Source organism: Kytococcus schroeteri, from assembly GCF_042433515.1.
Taxonomy (GTDB): domain Bacteria; phylum Actinomycetota; class Actinomycetes; order Actinomycetales; family Dermatophilaceae; genus Kytococcus; species Kytococcus schroeteri.
Window position 1 is genome coordinate 121,178 of the sequence record NZ_JBHLVH010000019.1, and the last position, 22,197, is coordinate 143,374.

Genomic DNA, 22,197 nt, shown 5'->3' on the forward strand with positions numbered 1-22,197 from the left:
CGAGCGTGGACATCACCGGCGAGGCGACGTTCTCGCGCCACCGCTCCAGGCCGAGTCCGAGGTGGTCGGCGTACCGGGAGCCGAACGCGCCCGGGGTGTCGAGCAGCATCGCCAGGCGGACGTCGCGCCACAGGGCCACGTCGGTGTCCGAGGTGGCGTCGAGCCAGCGCAGGACCACCCCACCGGCCGAACCGGCGGGGTCAGTCGTCGTCGACGACACCGTCGGAGAGGTCCTTGCTGCGATGGGCGGCGGCCTCCATGGCCGAGAGGAAGGCGGCGCGGACCTTGTGGTCCTCCAGCTGCCGCATGGCGGCCACCGTGGTGCCGCCCGGGCTCGAGACCATCTCGCGCAGCATGGTGGGGTGCTCGCCCGTCTCGCGGAGCATCGTGGCCGCACCGAAGAGCGTCTGCACCACCAGCTCGGTGGCCGTGGCGCGCGGCAGGCCCAGGTGCACGCCCGCCTCGATCATCGACTCCACGACGAAGAACAGGTACGCCGGGCCCGAGCCGGAGATGGCCGTCACCGCGTCCTGCTGCTTCTCCGGCACCGTGACCGCCTCGCCGGTGGAGGCCAGCACCGCGCGGGCCAGCTCCACCTGCTCGGGGGTGCACAGGGCGTCCGGCGAGAGCGCCGCCATGCCCTGCCCCACGCGGGCGGGGGTGTTCGGCATCGTGCGGACCACCGGGGTGCCCTCGGGCAGACGGGCCTTCATGAACGCCAGCGGGATGCCGGCAGCCAGGGACATCACGAGCGTGCCCGGGGAGAGCACCTCGGCCACCTGCGCCAGGGCGGCCTCCATGTCCTGCGGCTTGACCGCCAGCACCACCACGTCCGCGTCCGGCACGGCCTCGGCCACAGTGCCCGAGGCGGTGCCCAGGTCCGCGGCCGTGGCCGCGGCGCGGGCCGCGTCACGGCCCACCACCGTGATGAGCCCACCCGGGTGGCCGGCACGCACGAGTCCGGCGGCCACGGTGGAGCCCATGACGCCCCCGCCCACCATCGCGATGCGGGTGCCGGCCAGCCCGGGGGCCACGATCAGCCCTTGGAGAGCAGCGAACGGGCGAAGAACATGACGTTCGCCGGGCGCTCGGCCAGACGACGCATGAAGTACCCGTACCAGTCCGGGCCGTTGGGGAGGTAGACGCGCAGCTGGTGGCCCTCGTCGATGAGGCGGGACTCCTCCTGGGGCCGGATGCCGTAGAGCATCTGGTACTCCCACGAGTCCGCCGAACGGCCGGCGGCGTCGGCCAGGAAGCCGGCGATGTCGATCATGTTCGGGTCGTGCGTGGCCATCATCGGGTAGCCCTGACCGTTCATGAGGATCTTGGCGCACTCGACGTAGTTGAGGTCCACCTCGTGGTCGTCCTGGAAGGCCACCGACTCCGGCTCCTTGTAGGCGCCCTTGCACAGGCGCACGCGGCTGCCCTCGCCCGAGAGGTCGCGGCAGTCGGCCTGGGTGCGGCGCAGGTAGGCCTGCAGCACGGCACCGGTGCCCGGGAAGTCCTTGCGCAGCTCGTGCAGGATGCCCAGCGTGGAGTCCGTGGTGGTGTGGTCCTCCATGTCGAGCGTGATGGTGGTGCCGGCGTTGGAGGCGGCGCGCGCGATCTCGCGGGCGTTCTCCAGGGCGATCTTCTCGCCGTCGCGGCCCAGGAACTGACCCAGGGCGCTCAGCTTGAGGGAGAACTCCACGTTGCCACCGGCGGTGAGGCCGGCCTCGCTCATCTCGCGGATGTAGCGGAGGTAGGCCTCCTTGGTGGCGGTGGCCTGCGCCAGCTCGGTGATGTCCTCGCCGAGGTGGTCGACGGTCACGGTGCGGCCCTCGGAGACCAGCGAGGAGCAGTCACGGACCGCGTCGTCGAAGCCCTCACCGGGGACGTAGCGGGAGACCACGCGGTTGGTGACGGGCATCTTGACCATGGTGTCGCGGACGGCCGTCTGGCGGCTCATGGCCAGGAACGCGTCGCGCATCAGGGCCGAGGGGTCGAAAAGGGTCACGAGGAAACATCTCCTTGAGGGTTCTGGGGAGGATCATTGTCCACCCCCGGGAGGCCGGTCGGCGCATCCGAGGGACCGAGCAGCTCCCCGGGCGAGGCGACGGCGTGCTCCTCCGGCGGCAGCGGCCCGGTGAGGAGGGCCTGGCACTGCGCCCCCAGGGCCTCGGCCAGGCGGGCGTCCGAGAGGCCGTCCATCATCGGCATGCGCAGCGTGGCCGCGCAGGTGATCATGCCGAGCAGCACGGTGGAGGCCAGGGTGGCGCGCAACTCGGGCTCGTCGGGGCTGACCCGGCGCGCGATGGGCAGCATGAAGCCGTCGAAGAGCAGCTCGCGCAGGAACTCCCGCTCCGAGGGCTGCGAGTTGGCTGCCGCGAGGGTGCCCGACACCCGCTGGGCGGACGGCACGTCGCCCCAGAACTCCAGGGCGAAGGCGAGCAGCGCGGTGCCGCACTCCGCGGGGTCCACCTGGGCGATGAAGGCCTGCACCTCCTCGGCGTCCACCGAGGGGCGCATCGCGTGGATGAACAGGCCCCCCTTGGAGCCGAAGTAGTAGCTCACCAGGGCCGGGTCGACCCCTGCCTCGCGTGCCACGGCACGCATGGAGACCGCCTCGTATCCGAACTCCGAGAACAACCGGGTCGCGGCGCCGAGGATGTCTGCCTTCGTGTCGGAACCCATCGGGCGGGGTCCGCGTCGCGCGGCCTTGTGCATGGTCCACCTCTCAACTGCTCGCCGTCCCACGGTGCGGGGTGCTTGGGTCCGTGCCGAGCCTAACCTCATCCGGTGGCCCCGGCCCGTCGTCGACGACCAGCCGCCGGCCTCAGGCCAGGTGCTCCCGGGCGAAGGCCAGCGACCGGCGCAAGCGGTCGGTGCCCTCCTCCCGGGACATCCCCCGCGTGGAGACCTCCACCACCACCGAGCCCTCGAAGCCGAGCTCGCCGAGCATCCCCAGCACCTCGGCGCAGGGCTGCGTGCCCTCCCCGGGCGGGAGGTGCTCGTCCTTGAGCGAGCCGGACCCGTCGGCCAGGTGCACGTGGCGCAGCGAGCGCCCGGCCGCACGGGCCATCGCCACCGCGTCGGCGTGGGCGGTGGCCGTGTGCGAGAGGTCCAGCGTCACGTGCTCGTAGTCGTGGTGGGTCGGGTCCCAGCCGGGCAGGTACATCGGCACCCGGCCGCGCTCCCCGGCGTACGGGACGCGCCAGGGGTACATGTTCTCCACGGCGATGTGCACCTCCGTGCGCGCCTGGCGCTCGGCCACGCCCTCCACGAACCGGCGTCCGTGCAGGCGCTGCCAGGCGAACGGCGGGTGGGCCACCACCGTGGGGCAGCCCAGCTCCTCGGCGAGCGCCACCGAGCGGTCGATCTGGTCCCAGGTGGTGCCCCAGACGTGCTGCAGGAGGAAGAGCGTGGGGGCGTCCACCGCCAGGATCGGCAGACCGTGGCGCGCGGAGAGGCGCTGCAGCCCCCGGGCGTCACGGCTCAGGCTCTCGCCCCAGACCATCACCTCGACGCCGTCGTAGCCGAGACGCTCGGCCACCTCGAAGGTGTACGGCGTCTTGCACGGGTAGCAGCTGGAGGCGGAGAGCCCCACCGGCCAAGGGGTCACGAGATCTCCAGCAGCCCCTTGGTGTCGAGGTGGTCGAGGAACTGCAGCAGCACGCCCTCGCGCAGGGCCCACGGGCAGATCTCGAGCTCCTCGATGCCGAGCAGGTCCATGGCCCCCTCGGCCACCAGGGCACCGGCCAGGATCTGGCGGGCGCGCCCCTGGTTGACCCCCGGCAGGGAGGCGCGCTGCGAGACCGGCATGGCCGCCAGGCGGTCCACCCAGTCCTTGAGGGCGTCCCGTTGCAGGGTGCGGCGGACGAAGGGGCCATCCCCGCTGGGGGCCGCGCCCTGCAGGCGGGCCAGGCTCCGCATCGTCTTGCTCGTGCCCACCACCTTGTGCGGCTCGCGGATGAGCAGGTCCGGCACCACCTCGCCGATGGAGGCGCGCACGTACCGGCGCAGGCTGCGCACGTCGTCGGGGTCGGCCACCTCGCCCGGCAGGCGGCTGCTCAGGCGCCCCGCGCCCAGCGGCAGGCTCACCGCGGCGTCCGGCTCCTCGTCGCGGCCGGCGGCCAGCTCCAGGGAGCCCCCGCCGATGTCCACCATCATCAGGTGGCCGGAGGACCAGCCGCACCAACGGCGGGCGGCGAGGAAGGTCAGGCGCGCCTCCTGCTCCCCGGAGAGGACCTGCAGGTCCACGCCGCTCTCCTCGCGGACGCGGCGCAGCACGGCCTCGGTGTTGCCCGCGTCGCGGATGGCGGAGGTGGCGAAACCCAGCACCGTGGTCGCCCCCATGTCGGCGGCGTGGTCCAGGCACTGCACGGCGAAGGAGGCCAAGGTCTCGGTGCCCTCGGCGGAGATGTCGCCCTCGGCCGTCAGGTGCTCGGCCAGACGCAGCTCGTGCTTGAAGGACGAGGCGGGCATCGGGTGCGCCCCCGGTCGGGCGTCGAAGATGAGGAGGTGGACGGTGTTGGAACCGACGTCGATGACACCCAGGCGCATGGGCGAAGGGTAGCCGGGAGGTTGTCGGTCCTCGCGACTACGGTGCACGCGTGGCAGCCAGGACCAGCAGGACCAAGGACTCCTACCGGTGCACCGAGTGCGGGTGGACCACCGTCAAGTGGATCGGTCGCTGCAAGGAGTGCCAGGCCTGGGGGACGCTCCAGGAGGTGGGTGCCCGCCCGGTGGGACGGACCGCCCCGGCACGGTCCGTGGCCGAGCCCGCACGACGCATCGGTGACGTTGACCTCACCGCCTCGGAGCACCGGCCGACCGGGGTGGAGGAGTTCGACCGGGTGCTCGGCGGCGGCATGGTGCCGGGCGGGGTGGTGCTCGTGGCCGGGGACCCCGGCATCGGCAAGTCCACGATGCTGCTGGACGTAGCCGCCCGCGTGGCCGACGCCGGCGGACCGGTGCTCTACGTGAGCGGGGAGGAGTCCGCGGCCCAGGTGCGCATGCGTGCCGAGCGCATCGGGGCGGTGGCCGACGAGCTCTACCTCGCCTCCGAGACCGACCTGGCCTCCGTGCTGGCCCACGTGGAGGAGGTGTCCCCCGCGCTGCTGGTGGTGGACTCGGTGCAGACGGTCGCCTCGCAGGAGGTGGAGGGCGCCGCCGGCAACGTCTCGCAGGTCCGTGAGGTGGCGGCCTCGGTGATCCGGGAGGCCAAGCAGCGCGGCATCGCGACCGTGCTGGTGGGGCACGTCACCAAGGAGGGCGCCATCGCGGGCCCGCGCGTGCTGGAGCACCTCGTGGACGTGGTGGTGACCTTCGAGGGCGAGCGGCACTCGCGGCTGCGGCTCATCCGGGCAGTGAAGAACCGCTTTGGTCCCACCGACGAGGTGGGCTGCTTCGACCTCGACGAGTCCGGCATCACCGGGCTGCCCGACCCGAGCGGGCTGTTCGTGAGCCGGCACACCACCCCCGTGCCCGGCACCTGCCTGACGGTGACCCTCGAGGGCCGCCGGCCGCTCGTGGCCGAGGTGCAGGCCCTGGCCGTGCCCACCCAGGCGCCCAGCCCGCGGCGGACCACCAGCGGGGTGGACTCCAGCCGGGTGGCCATGACGGTGGCCGTGCTCAACCGGCACGGCGGGGTGGGGCTGGCCACGACCGACGTCTACGTCTCCACCGTGGGCGGGGTGCGCCTGGCCGAGCCGAGCACCGACCTCGCCGTGGCCATGGCCCTGGCCAGCTCGCTGGCGGACCGGCCGCTGCCCGACGGCCTCGTGGCCGTGGGGGAGGTGGGCCTGGCCGGCGACCTGCGCAACGCACCCGGCACCGCCCGGCGCCTCGTGGAGGCGCACCGCATCGGCTTCGACAAGGCGGTCATCCCCCGCGGGGCCCTCGGCGACCAGCGCGCCCCGGCCGGCATGAAGGTCTTCCAGGCCGACACCCTCGAGCACGCGATCGGCGCCGTGCTGCCCGGGTGAGCGGCACGGCGCCGAGGCGCTGGCGGAGAGGGGCTCAGCGGAGCTCGTCGGCGAGGCCCTGCGGGTCGCCCAGCACCTCCACGTGCTCGCGGCGCACGGTCTCGGTGACCTCGTGCGGCACGGTGACCACGCGCTTGACCACGCGGGCCTCCTCGTAGGGGACGGTCTCGAGGGTGACCACGGGGCGCTGCTCGTGCAACGTGACCACCTGCACCTCCTCTGTGCGCGGGTCGGCGTGCACGTCGCGCCCGGCGAGTGCCGCCCCCTCGACGACCCGGCCACTGGCCCCGGCGGGCTCCGCGGCCGGCGTGAGGCCCTCCTCGGCCTCAAGCACCTCGCGCTGCACCTGCACCTCGAGCGTGACGGTCTCGGTGACCACCCGCTTGCGGATGCGCGCAGTACCGCGCTCCGCCTGCTGCACCGCGGCGCGCAGCCGCTCCTCGTGACGCACCACCGAGGTGCGCTCGGTGTCTCGGCTGTCCATCGGTTGTCTCCTCGCTGCGGACGGTGGGTCTGCCCCCATCGTGTCGCACGGCCGGGCACGGGACCACCCGGTGGTCCGGACGGTGCCCGCACGGCCCGTGGCCACCTAGACTCAGCGCCGTGCAGGCTGGTGACCACGAGGCAGTGAACGCGGTGTTGGCGACCCTCGCGCCGGGGACCGAGCTGCGTGACGGGCTGGAGCGCATCGTCCGCGGCCGGACCGGTGCGCTCATCGTGCTGGGCAACGACCGCACCATCGACGAGATCTCGACCGGCGGCTTCGAGCTGAACGTGGACTTCTCCGCCACCCGCATGCGCGAGCTGGCCAAGATGGACGGCGCCGTGGTGCTCAGCTCGGACCTCTCGCGCATCGTGCGCGCCGCCACCCAGCTGACGCCCGACCCCAGTGTGGAGACCCGCGAGTCGGGTACCCGCCACCGCACCGCCGAGCGGGTGGCCCGCCAGACCGGTGTGCCCGTGGTGACCGTCTCGGCCTCGATGGCGGTGATCGCCCTGTGGATGGGCGACCAGCGCATCGTGCTGGAGGAGGTGAGCGTCATCCAGTCGCGCGCCAACCAGGCGCTGCAGACCCTGGAGCGCTACAAGGCGCGCCTGGACGAGGTGGCCGCCACGCTCTCGGCGCTGGAGATCGAGGACCTCGTGACCGTGCGCGACGTGGCCGCCGTGGCCCAGCGCCTGGAGATGGTGCACCGCATCCGCGAGGAGATCAGCCACTACGTGCTCACCCTGGGCAACGACGGCCGCCTGGTGGACCTGCAGCTCTCCGAGCTGACCGCGGGCCTGGGCAACGACCGCGAGCTGCTGGTGCGCGACTACGCCCCGGCGCACAGCCCCGCCGGCGGTCCCGAGGAGGTGGAGGCCGTGCTGGAGCGCGTGTCCGACCTGTCCACCACCGACCTGCTCGACCTGGGCGCCGTGGCCGCCGCGATGGGGCACCCCGCCGCCGCCGACACCCTGGACCGTGGCGTCTCCCCGTGGGGTTACCGTCTGCTCTCGCAGGTGCCGCGCCTGCCCCCGGCCATCGTGGACCGCGTGGTGCTGCACTTCGACGGCCTGCAGCAGCTCATGGCCGCGAGCTTCGACGACCTGCACGAGATCGAGGGCATCGGCGAGGTCCGGGCCCGGGCGATCCGGGAGGGGCTCAGCCGCATGGCCGAGACCAGCATCCTGGACCGCTACGTCTGAGTGGGCGCGCCGTCGCCGGTGGGTGGGGCCACCAACCGCCTGTTCGACCCCCTGAGTGCCTGGTACGCGCGGACCGCGCGGGACCTGCCGTGGCGCGATGCCGGGTGCTCGCCGTGGGGCGTACTGGTCTCCGAGGTGATGCTGCAGCAGACCCCCGTGGCACGGGTGCTGCCGGTGTGGCGGCGGTGGATGGAGCAGTGGCCCACCCCGGCCGACCTGGCCGCCGCCGGACCGGGTGAGGCGGTGCGGGCCTGGGACCGCCTGGGCTACCCGCGCCGGGCGCTGCGACTGGTGGACGCCGCCGTGGCGATCCGCGACCTGCACGGCGGCCGGGTGCCCGCCGAGGAGGAGGTGCTGCGGAGCCTGCCCGGCATCGGGGAGTACACGGCCGCCGCGGTGGCGTCGTTCGCGTTCGGTCGGCGGGCGGTGGTGGTGGACACCAACGTGCGGCGCGTGCAGGCGCGTGTGGTGACCGGGGTGGCCCTGCCCGCCCCCTCGTACACGGCGGCCGAGCGGCGGCTGGCCACCGGCCTGCTGCCCGAGGACGCCGCGGACTCGGTGCAGTGGAACATCGGCCTCATGGAGCTCGGCGCGCTGGTGTGCACGGCCCGGGCACCTCGGTGCAGGGAGTGCCCGCTGCAGGCCGAGTGCGCGTGGGTGGCGGCCGGATCGCCCGCGCACGACGGCCCGCCGCGACGGGGCCAGAAGTGGGCCGGCACCGACCGGCAGGCGCGCGGCCGCATCGTGCAGGCGCTGCGGGAGGCCGACGGACCCCTGCCCCGCGCCGAGGTGCTGGCCGCCTCCGGCGCCCCCGAGGCCCAGGCCGAACGCTGCCTGGCCGGGTTGCTCGAGGACGGGCTGGCCGAGGGCGACGACGCCACCGGCTACGCGCTGCCGACCTGAGCGGGGCGCCACGCCGGTAGATTCCGCCCTCGTGCGAGCGCGGACGTGGTGGGCGATGGTGGCGGCGGGCTTCTACCGGCAGTCGGCCTACCGCCTGGCGATGCTGGCCGGCCTGGTGGCCAACGTGGCCTTCGGCCTCATCCGCTCCGCCCAGCTCTCGGCCGCCTCGGACTCCGTGGGCGGCACGCGGGCTGGCTACGAGCAGGACCAGCTCATGGGCTTCGTGTGGCTCTCCCAGGGACTGCTCGGTGCGGTGAACCTGTTCGGCGCCACGGAGATCGCCGGCACGCAGGTGGTGGGCGTGGAGGCCGACGGGGCGCGGCAGAAGCTGGCCTTCGACGCCGCGACCACCACCGCGGCATCGGTGCTGGCCGAGGTGGGCGCCCGCGCGGAGGTGCGCGACCTCGCCATCGAGGAGCCGGACGCCGACGACGTGGTGCGGCGGCTCTACGAACGGCAGCGCTAGGCGGGGCGCTGACCGGCCCTCGTGTCGGCGCGCCGCCGGCCGTCTTCACGCCATCGCCACGGCGGGTTCACCCTGGGGCCACCCGCACGACGCACCATGCCGCGGTCCCGCTCCCGATCCCTCAGGAGGACGCCCGTGCGTCGCACCACCCTCGCCCTCACCCTCGCCCTGACCACCCCGTTGGCCCCGCTCTCCGCCGCCGCCGGTCCGGCCGCCGCGCCCGGCCACGGCGGCCCCGGTGGCCCCATCCACGGCACCTACCGCGTGACCTCCGGCGCCGATGCCGGCCGGGGCACCCTGCGCGCCGGCCTCGAGGCCGGGTACTCGCGCTTCGAGGTGGCCCGCACCGTGCGCACCATCGCCGTGGAGTCCACCTTGGAGTACGCCGGCACGCGCGAGCTGACCATCGACGGCCACGGAGCCACGCTGGCCGGCGACCACCTGCGCACCGACCTGCTGCACGTGACCTCCGGCGCGGACGTCACCCTGCGGGACCTCACGCTCACCGACGGCGGCGGCTGGACCATGGACCACGTGGCCACCGACGGCGAGGACGAGGGCTCGGCCTCCGCCCTGCACGTCGAGGTGCCCGCCGGTGCCACCGGCACCGTGGACCTCACCCTGCGCGACGTCACCGTGGACGGCGTGGCCGGCCACGGCGTGTGGGTGGACGACAACGCCGGCTCCGCGGCCTCCGTGCGCGCCAGCGTCCGCGACACCACCGTGCGTGACTCCGGCACCGGCGCCTTCGACCGCGACGGCGTGCGCGTCGACGAGACCGGCGAGGGCGACCTGGTCTGGGCCGGCCGGGACAACCTGTTCACCGGCATCGGCGCCGACGGGGTGGAGCTCGACGAACGCGGCGCCGGCGACGCGGTGGCCACCAGCCGCGGCACGGCGTTCACCGACAACGGCACCTACTGCCTGCCGCTGGCCGACCGCACCGACGAGGAGGAGCTCGCGTGCGTGGAGGACGGCGAGCTCGACCTCGACGACGGCATCGACGTGGACGAGGCCGACGCCGGCTCGATCGTGGCCCGCGTCTCGCGTGCGACCGTCACCGGCAACGCCGACGAGGGCCTGGACTGGGACGAGTCGGGCACCGGCTCCGTGGTCACCGACATCACCCGCTCGGAGCTCTCCGGCAACCGTGACGAGGGCTTCAAGACCACCGAGGAGGACGCCGGCGACGTGCTGGTCACCGCTTCGCGCACCCGCGTGCACGGCAACCTGGCCAATGACGGCATCCAGCTGGAGGAGGACGCCGCCGGTGACGTGCACGTGGCCCTGCACCGCGTGGAGGTGACCGACCAGGCCGAGGGCGACGGCGTGAAGGTGGACGAGGTGGACGCCGGCGACCTCACGATGCTGGTGACCCGCTCGGTGTTCGGCGGCAACGACGGCCAGGACCTCGACGTGAAGCAGGCCGACGAGGGCGCGGGCTGGCTGGCCGTGGTGCGCTCCGGCGAGGTGGACGCCAAGGCCAAGGGCATCGAGCTGCGCTGAGCGGCGCCGCGCGTACGGCGGAGGGCCGGCACCCGTGTGGGTGCCGGCCCTCCGCCGTCGGGGCGCGTGGTCGCGCGGTCCGGGTCAGCCCCCGGGCGGCCCGATGAACAGCAGCGCCACGAAGAGCAGCACCACGCCTGCCAGGGCCACCAAGGCGGCCACCGCCGGGTTGCGCAGCGCCCAGGCCGCCAGGCGCTCCAGCGGCCCGGTACCGGGCTCACGGCGCAGGCGCCAGCGGTCGGCCAGCAGGCTCCTGCCCTCGGCCCAGCGCTCGAACGGGACGGTGGCGAAGGGCACCACCGCGGAGGCCAGGCCCAGCAGCGTGCGGCCCGCACCCCATCGGCCGTCCACGGCCACGAGCACCGTGGTGAGGCAGAAGAGCAGGAACACGAAGCCGTGGACCCCACCTCCGATGCGCACCCCGAGCTCGGTGGTGTGCGTGACGTACTTGAGCACCATGCCCGTGAGCAGAAGCGCCCAGGTGATGGCCTCGGCCACCGCCACCCAGCCGTACACCCGCCGGGGCGGGAGCGCGTCGGCCACCCGGCCGTCGTGCTCCCGCCCCGGGGTGGTGGTGCGGGCGGTCACTCGCCCACCAGCGCACGGTCGGCGTCACCGGTCAGCGCGTCCGGGTCCGGGGCGCCCTCGCGGCGGCGCGAGGAGAAGGTGAACTCCTGCGCACCGGTGGGCACCGTGGCCCCGCTGGCACCCGGGTTGATGGGCCCGGCCACGTTCTGCTCCTCCGGCTCGGCCGGCGCGTTGGCGCCCACCTCGATGATGTCGCCGGCGGTGAACTCGCCGTACAGGATCTTCTCGGAGATGACGTCCTCGATCTCGCGCTGGATGGCGCGACGCAGCGGACGGGCACCGAGCACGGGGTCGTACCCGCGCTTGGCCAGCAGCTCCTTGGCGTCCTGCGTGAGCTCGATGGACATGTCCTTGTCCGCCAGGCGCTCGTCGAGGCGGCCGATCATGAGGTCCACGATCTGCACGATCTCGGCCTGCGTGAGCTGCGGGAACACGACCGTGTCGTCCACGCGGTTGAGGAACTCCGGGCGGAAGTGCTGCTTGAGCTCCTCGGACACCTTGGCCTTGAGGCGCTCGTAGTCCGTGCCGGACTCCGGGCCGGCCGAGAAGCCGAGCGATACGCCCTTGGCGATGTCCCGCGCACCCAGGTTGGTGGTCATGATGATGATCGTGTTCTTGAAGTCCACCGTGCGCCCCTGCGAGTCGGTCAGGCGACCGTCCTCGAGGATCTGCAGCAGGCTGTTGAAGATGTCCGGGTGGGCCTTCTCGACCTCGTCGAAGAGCACCACGCTGAACGGCTTGCGGCGCACCTTCTCGGTGAGCTGGCCGCCCTCGTCGTAGCCGACGTAGCCGGGGGGCGAGCCGAACATGCGGCTCACGGTGTGCTTCTCGCCGAACTCCGACATGTCCAGCTGGATGAGGGACTCCTCGTCGCCGAAGAGGAACTCCGCCAACGCCTTGGCCAGCTCGGTCTTTCCCACACCGGTGGGGCCGGCGAAGATGAACGAACCGCCGGGGCGGCGCGGGTCCTTGAGGCCCGCACGGGTGCGGCGGATGGCCTGCGAGAGCGCGTGGATGGCGTCGTCCATGCCCACGATGCGCTTGTGGAGCTCGTCCTCCATCTTGAGCAGGCGGCTGGACTCCTCCTCGGAGATCCGGAACACGGGGATGCCCGTGGTGGCGGCCAGCACCTCGGCAATGACGTCCTCGTCCACCACCGCGGCGACGTCCTGGTCGCCCTCCTTCCAGGCCTTCTCGCGCTCGGTGCGCTCGGCGAGCAGGGTCTGCTCGTCGTCGCGCAGCGAGGCGGCCTTCTCGAAGTCCTGCCCGTCGATGGCCGACTCCTTCTCCCGGCGCACCGCGGAGATCTTCTCGTCGAGCTCGCGCAGGTCCGGCGGAGCGGTCATCCGCTGGATGCGCAGGCGGGCGCCGGCCTCGTCCACGAGGTCGATCGCCTTGTCCGGCAGGTAGCGGTCGTTGACGTAGCGGTCGGCCATGTTCACCGCCGCGGCCAGGGCACCGTCGGTGATGGACACGCGGTGGTGCGCCTCGTAGCGGTCACGCAGGCCCTTGAGGATCTCGATGGCGTGCGCCAGCGAGGGCTCGTTCACCTGAATCGGCTGGAAGCGGCGCTCCAGCGCGGCGTCCTTCTCGATGTGCTTGCGGTACTCCTCCAGCGTGGTGGCGCCGATGGTCTGCAGCTCGCCGCGCGCCAGCATCGGCTTGAGGATGTTGGCCGCGTCGATGGCGCCCTCGGCGGCACCCGCACCCACCAGGGTGTGGATCTCGTCGATGAACAGGATGATGTCGCCGCGCGTCTTGATCTCCTTGAGCACCTTCTTGAGGCGCTCCTCGAAGTCACCGCGGTAGCGCGAACCGGCCACCAGCGACCCGAGGTCCAGGGTGTAGACGTGCTTGTCCTTGAGGGTCTCCGGCACGGTGCCGGCCACGATGTCGGCGGCCAGTCCCTCGACGACGGCGGTCTTGCCGACGCCGGGCTCGCCGATGAGCACCGGGTTGTTCTTGGTGCGGCGGGAGAGCACCTGCATCACCCGCTCGATCTCCTTCTCGCGCCCGATGACCGGGTCGAGCTTGCCCTCGCGGGCGGCCTGGGTGAGGTTGCGGCCGAACTGGTCGAGCACCAGCGACCCGGCCGGGGTCCCCTCGCCCTGCCCGCCGGAGGCGCCCACGCCCGCGGTCTGCGGCTCGCCCTGTCCGCCGGAGTAGCCGGAGAGCAGCTCCAGCACCTGCTGGCGCACGGTGGTGAGGTCGGCGCCCAGCTTCACGAGCACCTGGGCGGCCACGCCCTCGCCCTCGCGGATCAGGCCGAGCAGGATGTGCTCGGTGCCGATGTACTGGTGGCCCATCTGCAGGCCCTCGCGCAGCGAGAGCTCCAGCACCTTCTTGGCCCGGGGACTGAAGGAGATGTGGCCGGAAGGGGCCTGCTTGCCCTGGCCGATGACCTCCTGCACCTCCTGACGCACGGCGTCCAGCGAGATGCCGAGGTTCTCCAGGGCCTTCGCGGCCACCCCCTCGCCCTCGTGGATGAGGCCGAGCAGGATGTGCTCGGTGCCGAGGTAGTTGTGGTTGAGCATGCGCGCCTCGTCCTGGGCCAGGACGACGACGCGCCGTGCGCGGTCGGTGAACCGTTCGAACATCTCAGCTCCTTGCCTCGTGGGACGTCCTAGTCGCTCAACAGTGCGTCCTCGGGGGCTGTTCCGCGCGGAGGCCGTCGGGCCGTTCGCTGTGCGCGAACCCTGCGGCGCCGGGGCTCAGAGGGGACGACCGGCCAGCGCCCCCACGGCGCGACCCACCCAGTCGGTGAGCTGCTCGGCCACCCGGGCGGCCACCTCCGGCGGACGGCGGTAGGGGTCCTCCACCGACTCGGAGCGCGAGGAGGGCAGGCGCAGGGCCGCCACGGCCTGCACCAGCTCCGGACCGCCGGGCACCGGCCCGCGGGCGGCCAGCTCGTCCACCGAGCGCACGAAGTGCCCCAGCGTGTGCGTGCGCCGCGTGAGGCCCGGCGCCTCCTCGACCACGTAGGCCTTGTGGCCGCGCTCCATGGTGAGCACGAGGTCGACCTCGCGCAGCAGCGGCAGCGCGACCTGCCGGGAGGCGAAGCCGTCCGGGTCGCCCCCGCGGCGCCGCAGCTCGGCGGCCATCTGGTCCTCCATCGGGTGCCCCACGAGCGCGGTCGTGCCCGCCGAGGCGAAGGACAGCCCGGCGGGGGCCAGGTGCCGAGAGAGGCGCTCGGCGAAGGTGGACCGGCAGATGTTGCCGCTGCAGACGTACAGGATGTTCACGAGGGGGCCTCCCAGGAGTGCGGAGCAGCGACGGCGGACGGCCCGAGTGTAGGCGGGGTGAGGGTGCCGATTCTCACGTCACCGAGCGCTCCGGGAGCCGGTGGCCGGCCCCACCGGAACGCTACAGTGGCCGGACTGCGCCGTAGGTGCAGCCGGTTCACATCCTCACCACCGACGGAGAACGTCTTGACGCTCGACGACATCCTCCGGCTCACCCGCCGGCACATCATCACCCTGGTGCTCAGCACCCTGGCGGGCATCGCCCTCGCGGCCGGGTGGGTCGCCATGCAGACCCCCGTCTACACGGCCACCGCCACCGGCGTGGTGCAGGCCTCCTCGGGAACCGGCACCGTGGGTGAGTCCCTCTCCGGCAACTCGCTGGCCATCACCAAGAGCTCGGCCTACGTGACCTACTTCAGCAGCCAGCCGGTCGCAGAGCGGGTCATCAAGCAGCTCAACCTGGACACCGACCCGGCCGCCCTGTCGTCGCGGGTGAGCGCCAAGGTGGAGGAGGAGACCCCCAACATCACGGTGAGCGCCAAGGGCGGGTCGCCCCAGGAGGCCAAGCAGCTCGCCGACGCCGTGGTCACCGAGACCGCCGCGTACGTGAAGGACCTGGAGACCAAGAACCTCACCGACGGACCGTCCTACCCGGCTCAGCAGGAGCCCTCGAGCGACGAGAGCAGCAGCCAGAAGGACAAGGAGCAGCGCACGCCGGCCACCAGCATCCTGCCGCTGGCCAGCGCCGACCTGCCCTCCTCGCCCACCGAGCCGCAGCCGGCCCGCGCCCTGGTGCTCGGCGGCCTCGCCGGCCTGGCCCTCGGCTACCTCATCGCGTGGTTCCGCCACCGCCAGGACACCCGCATCCGCACCCAGGAGGACATCGAGGAGGCCTCGGGCGGCACCTCCACGCTGGGCCTCATCCCGGCCAACGAGGCCCTGTCCTCCCCGGAGCGCGCCGTCCGCGACTCCGGCGAGGTGGACTTCGCCACCCGGGAGGCCCTGCGCCAGTTCCGCACCAACCTGCGCTTCGTCAACGTCGACCACGCGCCCAAGTCGATCGTCGTCACCTCCGCCCGCATGGGTGAGGGCAAGTCGACCATCTCGTCCAACCTGTCCTACCTGCTGGCCGAGGGCGGGGAGCGCGTCATCCTCGTGGACGCCGACCTGCGCCGCCCGTCGGTGGCCGGAATCTTCGACATCGACGCCTCGGTTGGCCTCACCCAGGTGCTCGCCGGCACGGCCGACCTGGCCGACGCCGTCCAGCCCACCGCGCACCCCAACCTCATGGTGCTGCCGGCCGGCACCATCCCGCCCAACCCCTCGGAGCTGCTGGGCTCGCAGCGCATGCGCGACCTCATCGCCACGCTGACCCAGACGCACCGCGTCATCCTCGACGCCCCGCCGCTGCTGCCGGTGACCGATGCCGCGCTGCTCACCACCGCCGCCGACGGCGCGGTGCTCGTGGTGGCCGCCGGGGACACCCGCAAGGAGCACGTGGAGCGCGCCGCGGCCAACCTGCGCAATGTCAACGCGAACCTGCTGGGTGCCGTCATCAACCGCGCGTCGGTGAGCCGCCTCAACCGCATCCTCTACGGCGAGGGCTACGGCTATGGCTCGTACGGCTACGGTGCGGGCTACGGCGACGGCTACGGCGACGACAAGAAGAGCAGGAAGCGCCGCAAGCGTCGCAAGAAGTGAGCCAGCGCCCCACGGGGCGCACACGGCGGAGGGCCACCGGGAATCATCCCGGTGGCCCTCCGCCGTGTGCGGTGGCGCCGCGGCCGACGCCCGGCGCCCGCCCGCGTCAGCCGTTGGCCTTGGCGTAGGCCTCCTCGAGGTCGGCCGAGAGGCGACCTCGGTCGCTGACCTCCCAGCCGTTGGCACGGCCCCACTCGCGGATGGCCGCGAGCTCGCGCTTGCGGGCGGCCCCGGAGGTGCTGGAACCACCGCTGCTGCGCTTGGCGGGCGCCTTGCGGCCCACGGCCCGGCGGGCGTGCCCCACCCAGGTGGCGAAGTCGTCGCGCAGTCGGGCGGCGTTGTCGGCGTTGAGGTCGATCTCGTAGGAGACGCCGTCGAGGGCGAAGGTCACGGTCTCCGTGGCCTCACCGCCGTCCAGGTCGTCCTCCAGAATGATCACCTGTCGTTGCACCATCTCATCCACGTCCTCTCGTTCCTGCTGGTTTCGGAACACATTTGATCCCATCGGAATCGTTTTCCGCAACTCCCGGGGTGCAGCAACAGAAAACGGAACCGCGTCCACGGTTCCGTTTTCCCTTCATTGCGTCGGTCTTCAGCCGACGGGATCCTCCTCGGCGGCTTCCTGCTCCGCCTCCCACTGGGCCACCGCGGCGCGCTCGCGGCGGTCGCCCTCCACGATGTGCTTCATGAGCACGTAGAACAGGTAGAGGATGCCGACACTGGGCACCAGGGCCGCGATGTACGGCCAGATCGCGCCGAACAACTCGCTCATCACGCCTCCGGCTTGGTGTGGGGGAACAGGATGGTCTCGCGGATGCCGGCGCCGGTGAACAGCATGACCATGCGGTCCAGACCGAACCCGAGGCCACCCATGGGCGGGGCACCGTACTCCAGCGCGCGCAGGAAGTCCTCGTCGAGCTGCATGGCCTCCGGGTCACCGGCGGCGGCCTCGAGCGACTGGGCGGTGAGCACCTCGCGCTGCACCACCGGGTCGATGAGCTCGGAGAAGGCCGTGGAGCGCTCCACGCCGCCGATGATGAGGTCCCAGGCCTCGATGAGGTCCGGCTTGCTGCGGTGCGGGCGTGCCAGCGGCTGGGCCGACGGCGGGTAGTCGCACAGGAAGGTGGGCTGCACCAGGCCGGGCTCCACGAGCTCCGAGAGCAGCTCGAGCACGATCTTCTCGGCGCCCCACCCGTCCTCGAGCTCCACGTCGTGCTCGGCGGCCAGGCGGCGCAGGGTGGCCTCGTCGGTCTGCGGGGTCACCTCGGTGCCCACGGCCTGCGAGACACCCTCGTAGACCGGCAGCCAGCGCCACTCGGCGGCGAGGTCGATGTCCCCGGCCGGGGTGTGCAGCACCCGGGACTCCAGCAGGCCGGCCTCGATGAGGGCGTCGGCCACGGCCAGGTACATCTCCTGCATGAGCTCGGCCATGGTGGTCTGGTCGCCCCAGGCCTCGTACGCCTCGAGCATCGTGAACTCGGGGCTGTGGGTGGAGTCCACGCCCTCGTTGCGGAAGATGCGGCCGATCTCGAAGACCTTCTCGATGCCACCGACGACGGCCTTCTTGAGATTGAGCTCCAGCGCGATGCGCAGCGTCATCGGCTGGTCGAAGGCGTTGAGATGCGTGTGGAACGGGCGGGCGTGCGCGCCACCGTGGATGAGCTGCAGCACCGGCGTCTCGATCTCGGTGTAGCCGCGGTCCTCCAGAAAGCGTCGCACGGTGGAGGTGATGACCGAGCGGGTCATCACCATGCGGCGGGCCTCGTCGCGCACGATGAGGTCGGCGTACCGCTGGCGGACGCGCTGCTCCTCGGAGAGGTCCTTGTGCAGCGTGGGCAGCGGGCGCAGGGCCTTGGAGGCCAACTGCCAGTCGGTGGCCATGACCGAGAGCTCGCCGCGACGGCTGCAGATGACCCGGCCGGTCACCGAGACGATGTCGCCCAGGTCCACCACGGACTTCCACAGCTCGAGGGATTCCTGCCCCACCTCGGCCAGGGAGAGCATGGCCTGCAGCCGCTCGCCACTACCGGCCTGCAGGGTGGCGAAGCAGAGCTTGCCGGTGTTGCGCGAGAAGACCACGCGGCCGGTCACCGAGACGACCTCCTGCGTCTCCTCACCCGTCCCCAGGTGGCCCCACTGCTCGCGGACCTGCTCCAGGGAGTGGGTGCGGGGGACCTCCACCGGGTAGGCCTGGGCACCGGACTCCAGCACGCGCGCCCGCTTCTCCCGGCGCACCCGCATCTGCTCGGGCAGGTCCTCGGCGGGGGCCTGGGGGGTGGTCGGGTCCTGGGGCGTGGTCGGCTGCTCAGTCACCCTCACGATTCTAGGCGTTCCCGCGGTGCCGCCCACCCTCACCCGGGCAGGTCCACCCCCTCGTGACGCAGCAGCCACTCCTTGTTCTCCACGGTGCCCGCGTAGCCGTGCGCCTGCCCCGACGCGCTCACCACGCGGTGGCAGGGCACCACGATGCTCAGGGGGTTGCGGGAGTTGGCCGCCCCCACCGCCCGGACGGCCGTGGGGCGCCCGATGGCCTCGGCCACCTCGCCGTAGGTGCGCACCTGGCCGAAGGGGATGCGGGCGAGCTCGTCCCAGACCAGGCGCTGGAAGTCGGTGCCGCGCGGAGCGAGGTCCAGGTCGAAGGTGCGACGGGTGCCGTCGAAGTACTCGCCCAGCTGCCGCACCGCCTCGGGAAACGCCTCGTCGTCGCGGGGGCCGAAGCGCTCCCGGTCCGGGGCCGGCGTGTGGTCGGGCCAGTACAGGCCCTCGAGGCGGTGGCCATCGCCCACCAGGGTGACCTCCCCCATCGGGACGGGCACCACGCGGTGCACGCGGTCGGCCGCGGCGACGGGCTCGGGCAGGACGCGGGGGGTCATGGTGCCTCCGGGCGAGGGATCGGACTGTGCGTGGGCACCACCCAACACCCACCGGCGCCCCGGCACCAGCCCCACCCCCGAGCGGGTGTGGACGGGCATCCACGCCACCCGGCCGTCCACAGATCCATCTGACTCCGCGGGAGGGGTGCAGGACCTCAGTCCTCCAGACCCAGCGCGCGCAGCACCGCGTGCGCCGCCGGCGGTGCCTCGATGCGGGCGGCCACCGCGTGACGCGCCGCGGCCCGCTCCAGGGCCGCCAGCACCTCGGCGAGCGCCGGGTCGTCCCCCGAGGCGGCCTGCTGTGCCCGCACCCGGTCGGCGTCCCAGCCGCTCACCGGCCCCGAGGGCGAGGTCCCCGCGGGCGTCTCGCCACTGCCCAGGGCCGCCTCCAGCGAGGCGCGCAGCAGCGGGCCCGCCACGGCGTCGGGGCGCGCCACCCCGCCCTCGGCCAGGGCCCGCCGCACCGTGGTGACCAGGGCCGCCACCCCCTCGGTGGCCACAGTGACCGCCGCGTCGTGGCGGGGCAGGTCCACCGCCTCCAGCCGCAGCGGGGTCGCGCCCAGCTCCACCACGAGCGACTGCGCCACGGCGTCGAGCTCGAGCGGGCAGAGGTGGCCCACCACGGTGTCGCCCAGGCGGTCCACGTCCTGCGACTGGCCGGAGAACACCATCGCCGGCTGCAGGGAGAACCCCAGGACCGGCAGCCCCGCGGCCAGCACCGGGGAGAACAGCTCCACCCCCACGCCCGGCACGGTGTGCACGAGCAGGTGCCCGGGGCGCAGGGCGCCGGCCGCGAGCAGGCCGTGCACCACCCCGGCGGCGTCGCGCCCGGGCACGGCGAGCAGCACCAGGTCGGCCTCCCCCGGCACGTCCGCCGGCTCGCAGCGGATGCTGGTGGGCAGCAGCGCGGCGGCCCGTTCGGCGGCGTCGTCCCCCACGCTGTGCGCCACCACCCGGTGCCCCGAGCGCTCCCAGGCGGCACCGAGCACGGCCCCCACCCGCCCGGCGCCCACGATGCCGATGCGCAGCCGCGGTGCCTCGTGCGTGCTCGTCATGCGGCGCACCCTACGCACCCCGGGCGGTCACGCCCCGTGGACACCACGCCGCGCGGTCGGGGCCGGTGTGGAAGGCTCGCGGGGTGAGCACCTGGCAGTGGCAGACCCCCGCCGAGGGCGTGCGGCGCACCGAGCTTCAGCACGCCTGCGAGCCCGCCGCGCTCATGGAGGCCGTGGACGCCGAGCTGGAGGCCGGCGCCCGGCGCGTGGAGGTGCTGCTGCACCCCGACCGCCGCGACCTGCGCCGCCTCACCCTACGGGCCGGGCTGCGCACCGAGGGGACCCTGCGGGCCCTGGCCGGCCCCTCCCCGGAGGGTGACCGCCTGCTGGCCACCCGCCTGGACAACGACCCGCCGCGCCTCTCCCGCGAGGGGCGCCTGGGGGTGCTCGACAGCTCCATGCCCACCAAGCGCGTCATCGCCCAGGGCGTGGTCACCGACCGGCAGGGACGGGTGCTGCTCTGCGAGCTCACCTACAAGACCGAGTGGGACCTGCCGGGCGGCATCGTGGACCCCGGAGAGGGCCCGCAGGCCACCGTGGTGCGCGAGGTGCGCGAGGAGATGGGGGTGGACCTTCCGGTGCGCGGGCTGCTCAGCGTCAACTGGATGCCGCCCTACCGTGGCTGGTCGGACGCCCTGCTGTGCGTCTTCGACCTCGGCGAGCAGCCCGACCTCGTGGAGCGAGCCACCCTGCAGCCCACCGAGATCGCGGCCCTGCACTGGTGCACACCGGACGAGGTGGCCCAGCACGCAGCCCCCTACGTGGCCCGCCACCTCGCGCAGGTGTGGGACGGGCAGGCCGTGCGCCGCGGCACCGTGGTGCTCAGCGACGGGGATCCGGACCCGCTCGGCTGACCCTCAGCCGCGCCGGCGTCGGCGGTAGCGGGCCACGGCCTGGCGGTTGCCGCAGGCCGTGCTGCAGAAGCGCCGCGAGCGGTTGCGCGAGGTGTCCACGAGCACCCCCGCACAGTCCTCGGCGGCGCACGTGGCGAGGCGGTCCCAGGCGTCCGCCCGGAGCACGTCGGCCAGGGCGAGGGCGGCCTCCACCGCCATCCGCGCCGCGACCGGGGCGTCGTCGGAGACCGCGTGCACGTGCCAGCCGTAGTCGTCGTGCCGCACGAGGCGGGGACGCGCCTCGTACTCGGCCAGCAGGTCGTTCACCAGGCCCGCGGCCGGCTCGGGGTCCAGCCGCCAGAAGGTGGCCAGCCGGTCGCGCACGGCGCGCACCTCGGCCAGCTCCTCCTCGGTGTCGTCGAAGCGCCCCGTCCAGCCCCACTCCCGCTCGAAGGCCTCGAGCGCAGCGGTGTCGGGCAGGAGGTCGCCCTGCCGGGGGCCCGGCGCGGTGTTCACCAGCGCGGCCGCGCCCTGCAGGGCGTCGTCGGTGTCATGGGTGAAGTGCATGTTGACGCATGACCCTAGCGCACGTACCGTCTGCCTCCCGTCATGCGCCAACCAGCGTGACACCCATGACATCGCCGGCTCCGTACCGGGGTGCACCACCCCGTCGACCCGCCCCGAGGAGGGACCACCGTGCCCACGACGACGACCCACGCCGTCTCCCCGACCATGGGGGCCCTCCGCAGGACTCGCCCCCGTCTGGCCCGCCGTGGACTGGCCGCCGCACCCGGCAGCGGGGGCGGCCTGGCCCTGGCCCTCGTCTCGGCCATGGCCTTCGGGCTCGCCGGGCCGCTCGGCAAACCGCTCATGGATGCCGGGTGGTCGCCCGCCACGGTGATCATCGGCCGCGTGCTCGTGGGCGCCCTGGTGCTCGCGCCCGCCACGCTCGTGCTGCTGCGCGGGAAGTGGCAGCTGGCCTGGTCGCAGCGCTGGCCGGTGCTGGCCTACGGCGTGCTGGCCGTGGCCGGGGCCCAGCTCTGCTACTTCCAGGCGGTCACCCGTATCCCTGCCGCCGTGGCCCTGCTGCTGGAGTACATGGGCGTGGTGCTGGTGGTGCTGATCCTCTGGGCCCGCACCGGCCGCGCCCCCGCCGTGCTCACACTGGTGGGCATGGCCACCGCCGTAGCCGGCCTGGTGCTGGTGCTCGACCTGCGCAGCACGGGGCTGGACCCGGTGGGCGTGGCCTGGGGACTGGCGGCCGCCCTCGGACTGGCCACCTACTTCCTGGTGAGCAGCTCGGTGGACCGCGAGATGCCGGCCGTGGCCGTGGCAGGGCTGGGCATGCTCATCGGCGGCGTCACCCTCGTGGTGG

Annotated in this window: 23 protein-coding genes and 1 pseudogene; 8 read left to right on the forward strand and 16 right to left on the reverse strand. The window is 73.3% G+C overall.

Annotation, left to right across the window (positions count from 1 at the left end; all coding sequences use genetic code 11):
• The 6 genes and pseudogenes from ACFFHC_RS09630 to ACFFHC_RS09655 form a co-directional block, all read right to left on the reverse strand.
• A pseudogene (locus ACFFHC_RS09630) lies at positions 1–220 on the reverse strand (hypothetical protein); the annotation flags it as partial.
• The gene (proC, locus tag ACFFHC_RS09635) at positions 201–1,034 is read right to left on the reverse strand and encodes a pyrroline-5-carboxylate reductase (protein WP_305778340.1); all 834 of its coding nucleotides are present in this window, start codon (positions 1,032–1,034) and stop codon (positions 201–203) included. The gene proC and the pseudogene ACFFHC_RS09630, both read right to left, overlap by 20 nt.
• Before the next feature lie 2 nt (positions 1,035–1,036).
• The gene (locus ACFFHC_RS09640; RefSeq protein ID WP_237769681.1) at positions 1,037–1,996 is read right to left on the reverse strand and encodes a proline dehydrogenase family protein; all 960 of its coding nucleotides are present in this window, start codon (positions 1,994–1,996) and stop codon (positions 1,037–1,039) included.
• The gene (locus ACFFHC_RS09645; RefSeq protein ID WP_168168398.1) at positions 1,993–2,673 is read right to left on the reverse strand and encodes a TetR/AcrR family transcriptional regulator; all 681 of its coding nucleotides are present in this window, start codon (positions 2,671–2,673) and stop codon (positions 1,993–1,995) included. The genes ACFFHC_RS09640 and ACFFHC_RS09645 overlap by 4 nt, the downstream gene beginning before the upstream one ends.
• A gap of 142 nt (positions 2,674–2,815) precedes the next feature.
• Complete coding sequence (locus tag ACFFHC_RS09650; RefSeq protein WP_070703260.1) at positions 2,816–3,601, reverse strand: sugar phosphate isomerase/epimerase family protein; 786 nt, start codon at positions 3,599–3,601, stop codon at positions 2,816–2,818.
• Complete coding sequence (locus ACFFHC_RS09655) at positions 3,598–4,542, reverse strand: Ppx/GppA family phosphatase (protein ID WP_070703261.1); 945 nt, start codon at positions 4,540–4,542, stop codon at positions 3,598–3,600. Before ACFFHC_RS09655 ends, ACFFHC_RS09650 begins: the two co-directional genes overlap by 4 nt.
• A 50-nt stretch (positions 4,543–4,592) precedes the next feature.
• Here ACFFHC_RS09655 and radA point away from each other — a divergent pair, with 50 nt between their 5' ends.
• Complete coding sequence (gene radA / locus ACFFHC_RS09660) at positions 4,593–5,966, forward strand: DNA repair protein RadA (protein ID WP_379805011.1); 1,374 nt, start codon at positions 4,593–4,595, stop codon at positions 5,964–5,966.
• A gap of 34 nt (positions 5,967–6,000) precedes the next feature.
• Here the strand turns inward: radA and ACFFHC_RS09665 are convergent, their stop codons facing one another.
• Complete coding sequence (locus ACFFHC_RS09665; RefSeq protein WP_180802197.1) at positions 6,001–6,450, reverse strand: YsnF/AvaK domain-containing protein; 450 nt, start codon at positions 6,448–6,450, stop codon at positions 6,001–6,003.
• 119 nt (positions 6,451–6,569) lie between these two features.
• Here ACFFHC_RS09665 and disA point away from each other — a divergent pair, with 119 nt between their 5' ends.
• From disA to ACFFHC_RS09685, 4 genes are all read left to right on the forward strand, one after another.
• Positions 6,570–7,655 (forward strand): DNA integrity scanning diadenylate cyclase DisA, encoded by a 1,086-nt coding sequence (gene disA / locus ACFFHC_RS09670; protein WP_070703264.1) that lies wholly within the window; start codon positions 6,570–6,572, stop codon positions 7,653–7,655.
• Positions 7,656–8,558: a helix-turn-helix domain-containing protein gene (locus tag ACFFHC_RS09675; protein WP_101849267.1), complete on the forward strand. Its 903-nt coding sequence runs from the start codon at positions 7,656–7,658 to the stop codon at positions 8,556–8,558.
• A 31-nt stretch (positions 8,559–8,589) separates the two neighbouring features.
• Positions 8,590–9,024, forward strand: a complete 435-nt coding sequence (locus tag ACFFHC_RS09680) for a hypothetical protein (protein WP_144043029.1) — start codon at positions 8,590–8,592, stop codon at positions 9,022–9,024.
• A 135-nt stretch (positions 9,025–9,159) separates the two neighbouring features.
• Positions 9,160–10,530, forward strand: a complete 1,371-nt coding sequence (locus ACFFHC_RS09685) for a hypothetical protein (RefSeq protein WP_070705675.1) — start codon at positions 9,160–9,162, stop codon at positions 10,528–10,530.
• A gap of 84 nt (positions 10,531–10,614) precedes the next feature.
• Here the strand turns inward: ACFFHC_RS09685 and ACFFHC_RS09690 are convergent, their stop codons facing one another.
• The 3 genes from ACFFHC_RS09690 to ACFFHC_RS09700 all read right to left on the reverse strand — a co-directional run bounded on the left by ACFFHC_RS09690 (position 10,615) and on the right by ACFFHC_RS09700 (position 14,360).
• Positions 10,615–11,118, reverse strand: a complete 504-nt coding sequence (locus tag ACFFHC_RS09690; RefSeq protein WP_238138138.1) for a DUF3817 domain-containing protein — start codon at positions 11,116–11,118, stop codon at positions 10,615–10,617.
• Positions 11,115–13,715, reverse strand: a complete 2,601-nt coding sequence (locus tag ACFFHC_RS09695) for an ATP-dependent Clp protease ATP-binding subunit (protein WP_070705829.1) — start codon at positions 13,713–13,715, stop codon at positions 11,115–11,117. The genes ACFFHC_RS09690 and ACFFHC_RS09695 overlap by 4 nt, the downstream gene beginning before the upstream one ends.
• 114 nt (positions 13,716–13,829) lie before the next feature.
• Positions 13,830–14,360 (reverse strand): arsenate reductase/protein-tyrosine-phosphatase family protein, encoded by a 531-nt coding sequence (locus ACFFHC_RS09700; protein ID WP_168168514.1) that lies wholly within the window; start codon positions 14,358–14,360, stop codon positions 13,830–13,832.
• A 186-nt stretch (positions 14,361–14,546) separates the two neighbouring features.
• Here ACFFHC_RS09700 and ACFFHC_RS09705 point away from each other — a divergent pair, with 186 nt between their 5' ends.
• Entirely contained in the window at positions 14,547–16,061 is a 1,515-nt protein-coding gene (locus tag ACFFHC_RS09705) for a tyrosine-protein kinase domain-containing protein (RefSeq protein ID WP_070705831.1), read from the forward strand.
• Positions 16,062–16,167: 106 nt separating this feature from the next.
• On the opposite strand, the gene ACFFHC_RS09710 is transcribed toward ACFFHC_RS09705, so the two are convergent.
• The 5 genes from ACFFHC_RS09710 to ACFFHC_RS09730 all read right to left on the reverse strand — a co-directional run bounded on the left by ACFFHC_RS09710 (position 16,168) and on the right by ACFFHC_RS09730 (position 19,989).
• Positions 16,168–16,515, reverse strand: a complete 348-nt coding sequence (locus ACFFHC_RS09710; protein WP_070705836.1) for a histone-like nucleoid-structuring protein Lsr2 — start codon at positions 16,513–16,515, stop codon at positions 16,168–16,170.
• Positions 16,516–16,653: 138 nt separating this feature from the next.
• Positions 16,654–16,833 carry a hypothetical protein gene (locus ACFFHC_RS09715; RefSeq protein WP_070705832.1) on the reverse strand — a complete coding sequence of 60 codons (180 nt, stop codon included), beginning with the start codon at positions 16,831–16,833 and terminating at the stop codon, positions 16,654–16,656.
• Positions 16,833–18,374: a lysine--tRNA ligase gene (lysS, locus tag ACFFHC_RS09720; protein WP_070705833.1), complete on the reverse strand. Its 1,542-nt coding sequence runs from the start codon at positions 18,372–18,374 to the stop codon at positions 16,833–16,835. Before lysS ends, ACFFHC_RS09715 begins: the two co-directional genes overlap by 1 nt.
• Before the next feature lie 38 nt (positions 18,375–18,412).
• Positions 18,413–18,934: a methylated-DNA--[protein]-cysteine S-methyltransferase gene (locus ACFFHC_RS09725; protein ID WP_070705834.1), complete on the reverse strand. Its 522-nt coding sequence runs from the start codon at positions 18,932–18,934 to the stop codon at positions 18,413–18,415.
• A gap of 155 nt (positions 18,935–19,089) precedes the next feature.
• Entirely contained in the window at positions 19,090–19,989 is a 900-nt protein-coding gene (locus tag ACFFHC_RS09730) for a Rossmann-like and DUF2520 domain-containing protein (RefSeq protein ID WP_379805022.1), read from the reverse strand.
• 83 nt (positions 19,990–20,072) lie between these two features.
• Here ACFFHC_RS09730 and ACFFHC_RS09735 point away from each other — a divergent pair, with 83 nt between their 5' ends.
• Positions 20,073–20,843, forward strand: coding sequence for an NUDIX domain-containing protein (locus tag ACFFHC_RS09735; RefSeq protein WP_237769759.1), 771 nt, complete (start codon positions 20,073–20,075; stop codon positions 20,841–20,843).
• 3 nt (positions 20,844–20,846) lie between these two features.
• Here the strand turns inward: ACFFHC_RS09735 and ACFFHC_RS09740 are convergent, their stop codons facing one another.
• Entirely contained in the window at positions 20,847–21,389 is a 543-nt protein-coding gene (locus ACFFHC_RS09740; protein WP_070705031.1) for a CGNR zinc finger domain-containing protein, read from the reverse strand.
• A gap of 129 nt (positions 21,390–21,518) precedes the next feature.
• Here ACFFHC_RS09740 and ACFFHC_RS09745 point away from each other — a divergent pair.
• Positions 21,519–22,197 (forward strand): EamA family transporter (locus ACFFHC_RS09745; protein ID WP_379805027.1); only part of this gene is annotated, 679 nt, incomplete at its 3' end.